Consider the following 15,158-nt stretch of genomic DNA (forward strand, 5'->3'; position numbering starts at 1 on the left):
CTAGGATTTACTAATGTTGTAAAATTCGGAAATTTTTTTGGCTTTTGATACACCCACAACCTCAGAAATTTCTTTTTCTGTGGCTAATTTTAATCTTTTTACGCTTTTGAAGTGTTTTATCAGTGCCAACATGGTTTTTTCACCAATGCCCGGAATGGTTTCCATAGTAGTTTGCAGGGCCGATTTGCTTCGTTTGTCCCGATGATGCGTAATACCGAAACGGTGAGCCTCGTTACGCAACTGTTGAATCACTTTGAGGGTTTCTGATTTTTTGTCTAAATACAAAGGCACCGAATCGCCTGGGTAGAAAAGTTCTTCCAATCGCTTGGCAATACCGATGATGGCCACTTTACCCCGTAATCCCAAATCGTCAATGCTTTTCAGGGCTGATGATAATTGCCCTTTACCACCATCAATGATAATCAGTTGGGGCAAAGGCTGGTTTTCGTCGAGCAGGCGTTTGTATCTTCGGTACACTACTTCTTCCATCGAAGCAAAGTCATTAGGACCTTCTACAGTTTTAATGTTGAAATGGCGGTAGTCTTTTTTGCTGGGCTTACCGTCTTTAAAAACCACACAAGCCGAAACCGGATTGGTGCCTTGGATGTTAGAGTTGTCAAAACATTCAATGTGGCGTGGTTCGGTTGAAAGTCTTAAATCTTTTTGCATCTGTGCCATGATGCGGTTGGTATGCCGCTCTGGGTCAACAATCTGAATTTGTTTCAGTTGTTCCAGTCGTTGGTATTTGGCATTGCGTTGCGAGAGTTCAAGAATTTGTTTTTTATCGCCAAGCTGTGGCACGGTGACTTTTATTTTATCGCCAAAATCCAATTCAAAAGGCAGAATGATTTCTCTTGTTGTTAGATGAAAACGTTCTCTTAGCTCAACAACGGCAAGTTCCAACAACTCTTCATCCGTCTCGTCCAGTTTCTTTTTGAGTTCCAAAGTATGCGAACGGATAATGGCACCGTGTGAAATCTGAAGGAAATTAACATAGGCCATAGCTTCATCAGAAACAATGGAAAACACATCTACATTGGAAATCTTCGGATTCAAAATCGTGGAACGCGACTGGTAATTTTCGAGCACTTCGATTTTTTCTTTTATTTTTTGGGCAGCTTCAAAATGCATATCGGCAGCCAATTCCTGCATCATTTTCTTAAAATCGCGCAAGCTGTCTTTGAAGTTGCCTTTTAGTATTTCGCGAATGGCATCTACCTGTTTTTGGTAATGTGCCAAAGGTTCATGCCCTTCGCAAGGCCCTTTGCAGTTGCCAATGTGGTATTCCAAACACACTTTGTATTTGCCCGATTTGATATTGCTGTCACTCAAATCATAATTGCAGGTGCGCAACGGATAGAGTTCTTTAATCAAATCTAAAATGGTATTCACCGTTTTGAAATTGGTGTACGGGCCAAAATATTCGGAGCCGTCTTTCACCATTCTTCGGGTGGGAAATATTCGAGAAAAGGGTTCTTTCTTGATGCAAATCCATGGATAGGTTTTGTCGTCTTTCAACAGTACATTGTAGCGGGGTTGCAGTTTTTTGATGAGGTTATTCTCTAGCAAAAGCGCATCGGCTTCGGTGGCCACCACAATGTGTTTAATCACCACAATCTTTTTGACTAAAACATTGGTCTTGGCATTGTCGTGCAGTTTGTTAAAATAGGAATGCACCCGCTTCTTCAGGTTTTTGGCCTTGCCTACATACAGTATCTTCCCGTCTTTATCATAATACTGGTACACTCCGGGGCTGTCGGGCAGGGTTTGTAACTGAAGTGCTATTGAGGGGATTTCCATAAAAACAAAGTTAATTGAAATTGGTATAAATACAAGAAGTGCTATACCTAACATTTATCATATTTTTTCAGTTCGTGAAGCCTTAGTTTTGAAAAAAAATTAGGTATGAAATACTGGAAAAAAATAACCGGTAATGAGCGTAAGTTTAGAATTCAGAAAGCTTTACTGGATAATATCAATTTTGCTAAAGACAATGCCTTGGGGTATCCGGCCTCAAAACTCGATGACAAAGTTTTTAATGATGATGCACCCTTTTTAAAAGACGCTCCTATTTTGCAAACCTATGTGGCTAATCCTAATAATATAGGGTGTCATACTTTTGGCGCTTCAGAAAGGGCGTTTCAAGGCACTCACGAAATAGAACGAGAAGTATTAAATGTGATTGCCGTAGATATTTTCAAAGCAGCCCCCGATTCGTTTGACGGGTATATTTCGCCCGGAGGGACAGAGGCCAATATCCAAGCTATTTGGATGTTTCGCAACTATTTTATGAATAATTATGATGCTAAAAGTGCTGAAATTGTCATTTTGGCTTCAGAAGACACCCATTATTCTATCCCCAAAGCGGCCAATTTGCTGCAATTGGATTGGCTGAAAATCCCGGTAGATTTTGATACCCGGGTGATTGATAAAGTATCATTAGAACTGATGGTAGAAAAAGCCAAAGTGGAAGGGAAGAAATACTTTATTGTAATTTCTAATATGGGAACCACTATGTTTGGCTCGGTAGATAACCCTGAAGATTATATTGAGGTTTTAGAAAAGCACGACGTGGTGTATAAATTGCATATTGATGGTGCTTATGGTGGTTTTGTATACCCGTTCAGTAACCAGGAATCGGTGATTAATTTCAGCAATCCCAAGATTAGTTCTACAACTATTGATGCGCATAAAATGTTGCAGGCACCTTATGGCACCGGTATTTTTATTTGCCGAAAAGGCTATATCGAAAATGTGTTGACCAAAGAGGCAGAATATGTTGAGGGCATGGATTTAACTTTGTGCGGTAGCCGAAGCGGTGCCAATGCAGTAGCCGTTTGGATGATTTTGTTTACTTATGGCCCCAACGGTTGGTTTGAAAAAGTAAGTGTGTTGCAAATGCGAACCCAATACTTGTGCAAACAATTAGACGAACTCAATATTCAGTATTTCCGGGAGCCGTTTATGAATATTGTAACGATTAGAGCAACTCATATTTCAAAGGCTTTGGTCGAAAAATACGATTTGGTGCCTCAAAGCCATCACGGTGCTAATGACTGGTACAAAATTGTCCTGATGGATCATGTAGAAGTAGAACAATTGACTACTTTTATACACGATTTGAAGGCCACCATTTATGTATAAAAAAGAGTTACGCGTTAAATATAAAGCACTTAGAAGTCAGCTCTCCCCTGCGGAAATAGAAGATAAAAGTATGGCTATGGCCAATAGGCTTTTGTCTTTAGCTATTTGGGAGCGAACTTATTTTCATTTGTTTCTTACTATTGAAGAGCACAAAGAAGTTGATACCGAATTTATTCTGCAAATTTTAGCCGGAAAAGACAAGGAAATTGTGGTCGCTAAAAGTAATTTTGAAACACTCGAAATGACAAATTATCTTTTGACTGATAATACCAAATTTCAAAAAAACCAATACAACATCTACGAACCTGTAGATGGAATAGAAGTGCCTGTTACCAAAATTGATGTGGTGTTTGTGCCTTTATTAGCTTATGATAAGCAAGGCAATAGAGTAGGGTATGGTAAAGGATTTTATGATAAATTTTTATCCCAATGCAAAGCCGATGTTATCATGATAGGCTTGTCATTTTTTGAACCGGAAGCGGTTATTGATGATGTTTTTGCCGGGGATATTCGCTTAGATTATTGTGTTACTCCTGCGATGGTGTATAGCTTTCAATAGCCGTTTTTTTGTGGAAGGCCTTTTTGTTGAATACAATTAAAATACCCACGCCGGTCGAAATCGCCATATCGGCTATATTGAAAATCGCATTAAAGAATTTGAAGGGTTGTCCGCCCCAAATTGGTAACCACTCCGGGAAATTGCCTTCGCAGATAGGAAAGTATAACATGTCGACCACCTTGCCGTGAAACCAAGTACCATATGGTTTTTCAGAAAAAACAGTTGATAAATGACCATAACTGTCATCAAAGATAACTCCGTAAAAAACCGAATCGATAATATTACCTACCGCTCCAGCAAAAATCAAAGCTATGGCGACCATTAAATAGCGGGAACTGTGTTTTCTGCTCGAATCATATAACCAATACCCAATGCCGAAGACCGCTAAAATTCTGAAAACCGTTAAAATTAATTTGCCATAGGCGCCCGGTATTTTAGCACCCCACGCCATTCCTTCGTTTTCAATCAGTAGTATTTTGAACCAACTGGCCACATCAATCTGCCCGGCTTCGCCATAAACAAAATTGGTCTTGATGTAAATTTTGACGAATTGGTCCACCAATAAAATAATAGCGATGATTAAAACGGAATTTCGTAATGACATTTTTCAGATTTTGATGCGCAAAAATAGTGTTTTTTTCTAAAAAAATAACGCTCCGTTCAGGAGCGTTATTTTATTTATAGTAAAGTGGTTATCGCTGCAAATTTTTTGCTTCGATACTCATCGTAGCATGCGGTACGATTTTTAATCTTTCTTTCGAAATCAGTTTTCCGGTTACTTTACAAATCCCGTAGGTTTTGTTCTCTACACGGAAGAGCGCGTTTTTCAAATCGCGGATAAATTTTTCCTGACGGATTGCTAACTGAGAGTTGGCTTCTTTAGACATCGTTTCACTGCCTTCTTCAAAAGCTTTAAACGTTGGCGATGTGTCATCAGTACCATTGTTTAAGTCATTCATATAAGCGCTTTTTATCAAATCTAAATCGGCTTTGGCTTTTTCAATTTTTGCTAAAATAATTTCTTTGAACTCTGCTAAATCAGCATCCGAGTATCTTAATTTTTCTTCTACCATAATCTTTCTTAATTATTTAGAAATTAATATTCTTGTTTTTATCTCGTCAAATTCTATTTCAGAACCATTTGCTATTTCATTTTCTAAAACTAAAGTCTCAGTTAATGTTTCTGATTTGATATAGTCTTCGTTTTCCTGTATTGCTTTGGCTAATATAGTATTGTGTTGTAATTGCACTTTAATTTTATCGGTTACTTCAAATCCGCTGTCTTTTCTAAGGTTTTGAATTCGGTTAACTAATTCTCTGGCGATTCCTTCGTTTTTCAATTCTTCGGTCAAGGTTATATCTAAAGCAACAGTTATGCCATTAGCATTGGCCACCAACCAACCCGGAATATCCTGAGAGGTAATCTCAACATCTTCTAAGGATAAAATTATACTTTTTCCTGAAATAACAAGCGTTATGGCACCTTTTGTGTCTAACTCGTTAATTTGTTCCGGTATAAAGTTTTGTATTTCTTTGGAAATCAATCCTATATCCTTTCCGAAACGCGGTCCCAATGCTTTGAAATTGGGTTTAATTTGCTTCACTAAAACCCCTGAAGCATCGTCTAAAAGTTCAATTTCTTTGACGTTTACTTCGGCTTTTATCAGGTCGGAAACCGCCTCGATTTCAGCACGTTGATTCTCGTCAAGTATTGGTATCATTACCTTTTGCAACGGTTGACGTACTTTAATCATTTCCTTTTTGCGAAGGGATAAAACCAATGACGAAACGGTTTGCGCTTTCATCATTTTGCTCTCGAGCGATTTATCAACAAAGTTTTCAACCGAAACCGGGAATTGAGCCAAGTGAACACTGCTAAAATCCTCGCTTCCAGTAGTATTAACCAAATCGCGATACAACTTGTCCATGAAGAAAGGAGCTATAGGCGCAGATAGTTTTGCTACGTTTAACAAACAAGAATATAATGTTTGATAAGCCGCGATTTTATCGGCGGCGTATTCGCCTTTCCAGAATCTTCTTCTGCATAAACGCACATACCAGTTGCTCAAGTTTTCCTGAACGAAATCAGAAATGGCACGAGCTGCTCTGGTTGGTTCATAATCGGCGTAAGCTTCATCCACCACTTTTATCAAGGTGTGTAGTTCAGATAAAATCCAACGGTCGATTTCGGGTCTTTCGTTTAAAGGAATTTCTGCTTCCTCGTATTTAAATCCATCAATGTTAGCATATAAACTAAAGAACGAGTACGTATTGTAGAGTGTTCCGAAGAATTTACGACGCACTTCCGCAACACCTTCAATGTCAAATTTTAAATTGTCCCAAGGATTCGCATTGGCAATCATGTACCAGCGGGTCGCATCAGGACCATATTCTGCTAATGTGGTGAACGGGTCTACAGCATTGCCTAAACGTTTGGACATCTTTTGTCCGTTTTTGTCAAGCACCAAACCATTCGACACTACATTTTTATAAGCAATTTTATCAAAAACCAATGTTCCGATGGCATGTAAAGTATAAAACCAACCGCGAGTTTGGTCGACACCTTCAGCAATGAAATCGGCCGGAAAGTCTTTGTTTTCGTCAATTTTATCTTTGTTCTCAAAAGGGTAATGCCATTGTGCATAAGGCATAGCGCCACTATCGAACCAAACATCAATCAAATCGCTTTCGCGTTTCATCGGTTTACCTGATGGAGAAACTAAAGTGATATTGTCAACTACATTTTTGTGTAAATCCACCAAATCATAATTTTCCTCACTCATGTTCCCGATTTCAAAACCTTTGAAAGGATTGGTAGTTTCAACACCGGCAGCGATAGCTTTTTCGATGGCATTATACAGTTCTTCTACCGAACCGATAAGCACTTCTTCCTGCTTGTCTTCGGTTCGCCAAATAGGCAACGGAATACCCCAATATCTTGAACGCGACAAGTTCCAGTCGTTGGCATTTTTCAACCAGTTCCCGAAACGGCCTTCACCGGTGGCTTTCGGTTTCCAATTAATAGTATCGTTTAAGTCGAACATTCGGTCTTTAACATCGGTTACTTTGATAAACCACGAATCTAACGGATAGTAAAGCAACGGCTCGTCGGTTCTCCAACTGTGTGGGTAACTGTGCACGTATTTCTCAACTTTAAACGCTTTATTTTCTTCTTTTAACTGAATAGCAATTTCCACATCAACGGAACGCTCCGGTGCTTCGCTTGCTTCATAGTATTCATTCTTTACATATTTCCCGGAGTAATCACCCAAACCTTGAATAAATCTACCTTGTAAATCAACTAACGGTACAGCATTTCCAATTTCATCCAAGACTAACATTGGCGGTACTTCCGGTGTTGCTTCTTTGGCTACTTTGGCATCATCGGCACCAAACGTTGGGGCTGTGTGTACAATACCGGTACCGTCCTCTGTAGTAACAAAGTCTCCCGAGATAACCCTAAAGGCATTCTCCGGGTTTTGGTATGGCAAAACCAATGGCATCAACTGTTCGTAACGTATTCCGACTAAATCAATTCCTTTAGCTTCTGCTAAAATTTGGTACGGTATTTTTTTGTCATCGGCTTTATAATTGGCAAAATCAGCTTCACTTTCGGCCACAACATATTTTCCGGCAAATTGTTTTCCGACTAAATTCTTAGCCAAAACTACATTCACGGGTTCAAACGTGTATTGGTTAAAAGTTTTTACCAAAACATACTCAATCTTTGGCCCAACTGTCAAGGCGGTGTTGCTTGGTAACGTCCATGGGGTGGTGGTCCAAGCTAATATGTGAATATCGCCAAATCCTTGAAGGAAGCTTGGCAATGTTTCTTGTTTTGTTTTGAATTGTGCTACTACGGTGGTGTCAGTTACATCGCGGTAACTTCCCGGTTGGTTTACTTCGTGTGAGGATAATCCGGTTCCGGCTTTTGGCGAATACGGTTGAATGGTGTAGCCTTTGTATAACAAGCCTTTGTCATAGATTTGTTTCAGCAACCACCATACACTTTCCATGTATTTGGATTTGTAAGTCACATACGGATCCTCCATATCTACCCAGTAGCCCATTTTTTCGGTCAGGTCATTCCACACATCTGTATAACGCATAACGGTTCGTTTACACGCTTCGTTGTATTCTTCGATGGAAATGGTTTTTCCGATGTCTTCTTTGGTAATGCCTAATTCTTTTTCGGTACCCAATTCTACCGGTAGACCGTGAGTGTCCCAGCCTGCTTTACGCTTTACTTGGAACCCTTTTTGGGTTTTATAACGACAAAAAATATCTTTAATGGCACGCGCCATCACGTGGTGAATTCCGGGTAATCCATTGGCAGACGGAGGCCCTTCAAAAAACACATAAGGCGTAGCCCCTTCACGCGAGGTTATGCTTTGTTCAAAGACGTTATTTTTTTTCCAAAAATCAAGAACTTCAGACGCTACCGTTGGCAGGTCAAGTCCTTTGTATTCAGTAAACTTAGTACTCATTTTTGTCGTTTTCTTAAATCAGTTTGCGAAAGTAAGGAATTTTGATAAAAGAGAATAGAAAATAGACAAAAGGAATAGATTTTTACTAAAAAATTAAGCAAATACCTCTTTCAAAACTTCGAGTGATTTGGGATTTTTAAATCCGGCAAGATGTGTAGTGTAATAACTGAGCAAGATTTTGAGCAAGATCTGGCGTTCCACACCGGAAAAGACTTTTTGATCGGAGTCAAACTTTAAATCGATTAGCCTTTTAAACAGATGGGTTTCATGTTCGCTTAAGCAACCGGTTCCTAAAGTGGAGGTAAAAAAACCTTCTTTAACTTCGAAAAAGTTACCGTCTGTTTCTGTTGTATCGGGATAAAAACCAAGAAATTTAGTCATTTCCAACATCAAAATTAAATGAAAATTAGCCATGTCATCATGTGCATCGAGCCAAAGCAAAGCCGATTCCAGAAACAAAAAAAGGTTTTCATTTTTCTCTTCTTCGTGTATGCTGTGGTGCATGATTTCGGAAAGAAACATTACGATAGTGCTTTTAACAATGTCGTTGCTGATGGTTTGGTAAGCATGAGCCAGTTTGATTTCCTTGAAATGCTCGAGTGTCCCTTTGTTTTTGTGATTGGCTTCGATTTCGAGTATCGTCAACGGTTGAAAATAAGCGATTTTTTGATTTGATTTTTTGGCCGAAAAGGCATTGGGAACAAAATAACTTTTCAAGCCGTCGGAGTGGGTCAGGCATTTTACTATCAGGCTTTTTTCCTGATACTTTAATGAAGAAATGACGATAGCTTTAGTTTTGACTAGCATTAGTTAATTACGAATTTAGAATTATGAATTACGAGTTATTAATTCATAATTTGTAATTTATCTTATTATCATCACTTTTTTAACTGTGGTATCGCTTCCGTCTTCGGCGGCAACAAAAATCATATACACTCCAGAAGCTACGCGGTATTTGCCAAAAGCGGTGGTATCCCACTCAATGGTTCCGCCTTCTGAAGTAGTTTCATAAACTAAATTACCTTCAATATCGGTGATTTTGATATTAGCTTTTGAAACCAGTCCGGCAATTTTAACTGTTCCCACAAATTCGGGGCGCACCGGATTGGGGTATACATATACTTCGCTCAAATCATCGGCCGGTTTTGTTGAGGTTCCCTGAAAAGAAACCATTCCTTTATCGGTGGCAAAAAAAACTTCACCGGTAGCAGCATTAATATCGATATCATTAATTACATCGCTGGGCAGAGGTGAATTGTCTTTAGTAAAATGATAAATAGTTTGTTGTCCGTCGGAAGAAAAAAGAAAGACACCGGAGTCAGCCGTTCCTATCCATTTTTGATTGGAGCCGTTAACCACGATATCGGTTATAAATTGCTCGTATAAAAGTTCTTGTGCTAAATTGTCTTCCAATATAATTATGGCATTAGCTTTCATTTGTTCGTCAGAGGTAAAACTATTAACGCTTGGTAACACTCTTAATCCTTGCAAGGTTCCTATCCAAAGTTGGTTTCGGTTATCAATAGCGAGTGCTCGGACATCTGCTACGGGAAGATTACCGAGTGTTTCTCCGGCCGATATTTTTTTGAAAACATTACCATTTTCATTAAACGCAACAACACCATCAGTTGTGGTGCAAATCCATTTTGTGCCGCTTTTATCAATTACCATTCTGCCGAAACGGGCATCAAAATAATTAGTCAAAATGGGAGTCACATCATATGATTGCCATTGGTTGTTTGATTTGAGCACTTTAAGAGCATTTTTAACTAAACCATCAGTCATCCATAAATTACCTGCTTTGTCAAAAGCACTCTGTTCAATTCTGAGATTAGAATCCGGAGCATCAGTTGGAAATACGGATTCTAACCCGCTGTTGGTTTCATTGTAAACAGCAACCAATTGGTCGTCTTCAAATTTTAATAACCCTGCGAAATAGGAGCTGACAAAAATTTGATTTTCATTGGAAGGGTTCACAGTAACTCTAACCAAATCAGGAGAGGCACTACCTGAAAGATGAACATCACTGTAAGGGATATTTAACCATTGATTGTCGGCATATTTACTAATTCCTTGAAATAATAAAGGATCAGGGTCGTATTGCGAAGTATAATCACCATATACTGCCCACAGATTGCTTGACGATGTGTTTATAGAAAAAAGATTGTTTCTCACTGGACCATTGGGCATTATGAAATCAAAAGCAAAAGGATTTGAAATAGTTGAGGTTACTATTCCGTTTTCATTGGTGCCAATATAAATAGTACCGTTGATTGTCGTAGCACAAGTAAAGGTTACCGAAATAGTTGGAACCTGATTGTTGGTAATGTGAACGATTTGACTTAAGGTCTGATTAAAAACAAAAACATGGTGCTGAGAGGTTACAATAAGATGATCGGCATTGGCTCTAATGTCTAATCCAGTTTCACCAACGATTCCGATTTGCTGAAAGAAAGAGCCGTTGTGTTTGTAGATGCCTGAATCCGTATTTAGTCCAATGAGTTGGTTGTTGAATGTTGTAATGCCGCTCCAAAAACCGTTATCAAAAACCTGCCATTGTGCAAAATCGACTAAGTTGGGGTTGGTTACCGCTGCTTTTCGAATACCGTTATTTTGGGTAACCGCATAAATATCGTTGTTGAAAACAGTGGTTTGGTATACTTTAATTTCGGCACCGTTTGGTCCTATGAAATAAGTGTCGCCAAATTCTAAAGTGGCCAATTTGTATTGCACAATACCAAAATCACAGGAAACATAGACAATGCCGTTGTATTCCATAAAGTGATTTATTTTTTTGATGTTGGAAGGAATGTTTTTATTGATGATGTCTACTACATTCAGCATGCTTCCGTCAGCATCATTGATTACAATCATTAAACCGTTATCATAACCTAATATCGTTTTATTGAAAGTATTGCTGTGGTACATAGCCGAAATGGTTTGTCCGGATAAGCCATCAATGGTATTAATGGTTTTGATGTTACTGGTGCTTGTATTTTTGACAAAAACTGCATTCTCGGCAGCGGCAAAGAGGGCTGAAGTTGATTCGGAAACATCTTTGATTTGATTGTATGAAAAGTAGCCTTTCCAATTTTGATTTTGTTGGGCAAAACCAATTTGAATACAGCATAGCAAAAACCACAAATAACATTTTCTCATTTAAAAAAATTATGCCTACAAATATAGTATAAACGCAAAAAAAATACTTTTGGTATTTTGACATAAAAAAATGCCCTCATTACTGAGGACATTTTTCCGGTTTTGGTTGGATTAATTTTAGTTTATACGATTCCTTGAGCAAGCATGGCGTCAGCCACTTTTACGAAACCGGCAATGTTAGCGCCTTTTACATAATCAGTATATCCTGTTGCATCAGTACCATATTTCACACAAGCCGCGTGAATGTTAGCCATAATGTCTTTTAAGCGTTGGTCTACTTCTTCTGAAGTCCAGCTTAAACGTAAAGAGTTTTGCGACATTTCAAGACCTGAAGTAGCAACCCCTCCTGCATTAGAAGCTTTTCCTGGTGCGAAAAGAATTTTAGCGTTTAAGAATTCAGTAACTGCTTCCGGAGTAGATGGCATGTTAGCTCCTTCTGCTACACAGATACATCCGTTAGCAATAAGCGTTTTAGCTTCGTCACCGTTTAATTCGTTTTGAGTAGCACATGGTAAAGCAATATCACATTTTACTTCCCATGGACGTTTTCCGGCTACGAATTTAGCAGATGGATATTTAGCAACGTAATCCGAAATTCTTCCGTAGTTTACGTTTTTGATTTCCATAATGTAAGCCAATTTCTCAGCGTCAATTCCGTCAGCATCATAAATATATCCTGATGAGTCAGAAGCGGTTACCACTTTTCCTCCAAGCTCAGTTGCTTTTTGGATAGCGTATTGTGCTACGTTTCCTGAACCGGAAACCACTACAGTTTTTCCTGAGAAGCTTTGTCCTTTTGTAGCTAACATGTTTTGGGCGAAATAAACATCACCATAACCGGTAGCTTCCGGACGGATTAAAGAGCCACCAAAAGTGATTCCTTTTCCGGTTAATACTCCTGTAAATTCGTTTCTTAATCTTTTGTATTGACCGAACATGTAGCCTACTTCTCTTCCGCCTACACCGATATCTCCGGCAGGTACGTCAGTATCAGCACCGATGTGTTTAGACAATTCCGTCATAAAGGCTTGACAGAATTTCATGATTTCGATATCTGATTTTCCTTTCGGATCAAAGTCAGATCCTCCTTTTCCACCACCCATTGGCAATGTAGTTAAGCTGTTTTTGAAGGTTTGTTCGAAAGCCAAGAATTTCAAGATGCTCAAGTTTACCGAAGGGTGGAAACGAATTCCTCCTTTATATGGTCCGATGGCTGAGTTCATTTGGATTCTGTAGCCACGGTTTACTTGCGTATTTCCGGCATCATCAATCCAAGTAACGCGGAACATGATTACTCTTTCCGGCTCTACCATTCTTTCCAAAAGCATTTTGTTTTGGTATTTTTTATTTTGTTCAATAAATGGAATTACTGTTTCAGCAACTTCCATAACTGCTTGCATAAATTCTGGTTCATGACCATTTCTTTTTGCAACCAATTCCATAAATGAGTTGATACTTTGTGACATAAATTATACTATTACTGTTTTTTAAGAAATCGTTTTCGTAAAATCGCACAAATATACATTTTATTAAAAATGCGTGGTTAATTTTTTTAAAATTCTCAGAAATTTTATGTTTATGTTAAGAAATTTTGCAGAAGTCTACACTAATTCTCGTTATTTAAATCTTTCTTTGCTTTTTTTCGTATATAAATCAACAAATTTTTATTTTATTTTATAACTGATTGATGTTTTTATATATTTGTCGAGAATTGAACTTATTAGTATGCAAATGCCCAAAAAATTTATCATAACCTCACTATTGCTATTTGTTTTTGCAAGTAGTACTTATGCTCAGTTTGGCTTTTCTCATGAAATTGGTGTTATAGCAGGTCCCGTTGCTTTTCAGTCAGATTATGGTGAGCGCCATGATTTTGCTACAAATGCCGGAAACACAGGGTATGGTATTGGGCTTATTCACTACTTGAATTTTTCATACAAAGCGGATTGTAATTGTTACACTCCTGAGACCTATTTTAATGATCACTTTAAATTGAGAAGTGAGCTTTCGTACAACAAGACTAACTTACAGCACTTCGGGCAATGGGTTGATTCTAAAAAAACATCATTGTTTGCTCAGCAGTTAAGAGCTATGAAAGGAAGTACTGCAGTTACTAATATTGGAATGCAGTTGGAATTTTTTCCATTAAGTATCAGAGATTTTACGGCAACTGTCGGTTCGTTTGCCCCTTTTTTCAGTTTAGGAGGGCAATTTAGTTTTTATGATCCGGAAGTGCATTCTGATTTAGGACCCATGAATTCTCCTATTTCAACTCCTGATAAATATATGTATGCTACAACCAATCAAGGAGGTACGGTTTGGTCAGTGGTTTCCAGTATAGGTTGTCGTTATAAATTAACGCCGCTTTCAGATTTAATGGTAGATTTGAGATGGCAGTATTACTTTTCTAACTGGGTAGACGGGATGAATCCTGACCCGAAAAAATATCCTGAAAACAAAGCAAACGATTGGAATGTTTGGTTTAATTTCGGCTATATCTATTATCTTCAATAGTAGATAAGAAGTTACTCTTCTATAGCATCTTTATAATCCGGATACAGGAATTTGTTGTAAGGAAATCTCGTAATGTGAATTTCTCTAACCGCTTCGTATACTTTTTCCCTGAACTCCTCAAAGTTTTCTTTATTAGTTGCAGAAATGAATAAAGCATTCTTTTTGCCAACGGTGCCCATCCAAGTAGCTTTCCATTCTTCCAGTGTATAATGTTTAGTGGTTTTTTCTGTAATCAAATCATCTGCCTCTATTACCAAATGTTTGTAGGCGTCAATTTTATTGAAAACCATAATCGTGGGTTTGTCATTGCTTTTAATGTCCAGTAAAATTTGATTTACCGAAGCGATGTGTTCTTCAAAATCCGGATGTGAAATATCTACCACATGCAATAGTAAGTCGGCTTCGCGAACTTCGTCCAAAGTACTTTTGAAAGACTCTATTAATTGAGTTGGTAATTTTCTAATGAATCCTACAGTGTCCGATAATAAAAACGGCAAGTTCTTAATGACTACTTTGCGAACCGTAGTGTCAAGAGTGGCGAATAATTTGTTTTCTACAAAAACTTCGCTTTTGCTGATGACATTCATCAAAGTGGATTTGCCCACATTGGTATAGCCAACCAAAGCTACTCGAACCATGGCGCCTCGATTGCTCCTTTGTACTGACATTTGCTTGTCGATGGTTTTGATTTTGTCTTTTAACAATGCAATTCGGTCACGCACAATTCTTCGGTCAGTTTCAATTTCAGTTTCCCCCGGACCACGTAAACCAATACCTCCTTTTTGACGTTCTAAGTGTGTCCACATTCCGGAAAGTCTCGGCAATAAATATTGACATTGGGCCAATTCTACCTGAGTTCTGGCATAAGAGGTTTCGGCTCTTTGGGCAAAAATATCTAAGATGAGATTAGTTCTGTCGAGTACTTTACAATCTAAAATTTTAGAAATATTTTTTTGTTGAGAAGGCGATAATTCGTCATCAAAAATAACCGTAGAGATATTGTTTTCTCGGATATAATAATTGATTTCATCCATTTTCCCGGTACCTAAAAAAGTCTTAGGATTAGGACGCTCTAATTTTTGAAAAAAGCGTTTGATGACTTCACCGCCGGCCGTAAAAGTTAAAAACTCGAGTTCATCGAGATATTCTTTTAGTTTTTCCTCATTTTGATTTTGAGTTACGATGCCGACAATTACGGTTCTTTCGAAATTTATAATTTCTTTTTCTAACATTGGGTCTGATTGATTGGCAAAATTAGGAATTTGAAATTTAAAAAAACGTGTTAATACTATAAG

11 protein-coding genes are annotated in these 15,158 nt (G+C 38.2%); 3 read left to right on the forward strand and 8 right to left on the reverse strand.

Features of this window, described 5'->3' with window-relative positions:
* On the reverse strand, positions 1-1,800 hold the full coding sequence (gene uvrC, locus GUU89_RS05395) for an excinuclease ABC subunit UvrC (RefSeq protein ID WP_162126967.1): 1,800 nt from the start codon (positions 1,798-1,800) through the stop codon (positions 1-3).
* 105 nt (positions 1,801-1,905) lie between these two features.
* Here uvrC and GUU89_RS05400 point away from each other — a divergent pair, with 105 nt between their 5' ends.
* The gene (locus tag GUU89_RS05400; protein ID WP_162126968.1) at positions 1,906-3,144 is read left to right on the forward strand and encodes a pyridoxal phosphate-dependent decarboxylase family protein; all 1,239 of its coding nucleotides are present in this window, start codon (positions 1,906-1,908) and stop codon (positions 3,142-3,144) included.
* A complete protein-coding gene (locus tag GUU89_RS05405; RefSeq protein WP_162126969.1) occupies positions 3,137-3,703 on the forward strand; it encodes a 5-formyltetrahydrofolate cyclo-ligase in 567 nt (188 codons plus the stop codon). Before GUU89_RS05400 ends, GUU89_RS05405 begins: the two co-directional genes overlap by 8 nt.
* Here GUU89_RS05405 and GUU89_RS05410 read toward each other — a convergent pair.
* The 6 genes from GUU89_RS05410 to gdhA all read right to left on the reverse strand — a co-directional run bounded on the left by GUU89_RS05410 (position 3,672) and on the right by gdhA (position 12,815).
* The gene (locus GUU89_RS05410; RefSeq protein ID WP_162126970.1) at positions 3,672-4,307 is read right to left on the reverse strand and encodes a lipoprotein signal peptidase; all 636 of its coding nucleotides are present in this window, start codon (positions 4,305-4,307) and stop codon (positions 3,672-3,674) included. The genes GUU89_RS05405 and GUU89_RS05410 overlap by 32 nt on opposite strands.
* Positions 4,308-4,395: 88 nt before the next feature.
* Positions 4,396-4,776: a TraR/DksA family transcriptional regulator gene (locus tag GUU89_RS05415; RefSeq protein WP_131474676.1), complete on the reverse strand. Its 381-nt coding sequence runs from the start codon at positions 4,774-4,776 to the stop codon at positions 4,396-4,398.
* 12 nt (positions 4,777-4,788) lie between these two features.
* Positions 4,789-8,190, reverse strand: coding sequence for an isoleucine--tRNA ligase (ileS, locus tag GUU89_RS05420; RefSeq protein ID WP_162126971.1), 3,402 nt, complete (start codon positions 8,188-8,190; stop codon positions 4,789-4,791).
* A gap of 93 nt (positions 8,191-8,283) precedes the next feature.
* The gene (recO, locus tag GUU89_RS05425; protein ID WP_162126972.1) at positions 8,284-8,997 is read right to left on the reverse strand and encodes a DNA repair protein RecO; all 714 of its coding nucleotides are present in this window, start codon (positions 8,995-8,997) and stop codon (positions 8,284-8,286) included.
* A 57-nt stretch (positions 8,998-9,054) separates the two neighbouring features.
* Positions 9,055-11,349: a type IX secretion system anionic LPS delivery protein PorZ gene (gene porZ, locus GUU89_RS05430; RefSeq protein WP_162126973.1), complete on the reverse strand. Its 2,295-nt coding sequence runs from the start codon at positions 11,347-11,349 to the stop codon at positions 9,055-9,057.
* A 122-nt stretch (positions 11,350-11,471) separates the two neighbouring features.
* Positions 11,472-12,815, reverse strand: a complete 1,344-nt coding sequence (gene gdhA / locus GUU89_RS05435) for an NADP-specific glutamate dehydrogenase (protein WP_162126974.1) — start codon at positions 12,813-12,815, stop codon at positions 11,472-11,474.
* Positions 12,816-13,080: 265 nt separating this feature from the next.
* Between gdhA and GUU89_RS05440 the strand changes: the two genes are divergently transcribed.
* Complete coding sequence (locus tag GUU89_RS05440; protein WP_162126975.1) at positions 13,081-13,863, forward strand: THC0290_0291 family protein; 783 nt, start codon at positions 13,081-13,083, stop codon at positions 13,861-13,863.
* Between the two features lie 11 nt (positions 13,864-13,874).
* Here the strand turns inward: GUU89_RS05440 and hflX are convergent, their stop codons facing one another.
* Positions 13,875-15,095 carry a GTPase HflX gene (gene hflX / locus GUU89_RS05445; RefSeq protein WP_162126976.1) on the reverse strand — a complete coding sequence of 407 codons (1,221 nt, stop codon included), beginning with the start codon at positions 15,093-15,095 and terminating at the stop codon, positions 13,875-13,877.
* Positions 15,096-15,158 lie beyond the last annotated feature (63 nt).

Source organism: Flavobacterium phycosphaerae (assembly GCF_010119235.1).
Classification (GTDB): Bacteria; Bacteroidota; Bacteroidia; order Flavobacteriales; family Flavobacteriaceae; genus Flavobacterium; species Flavobacterium phycosphaerae.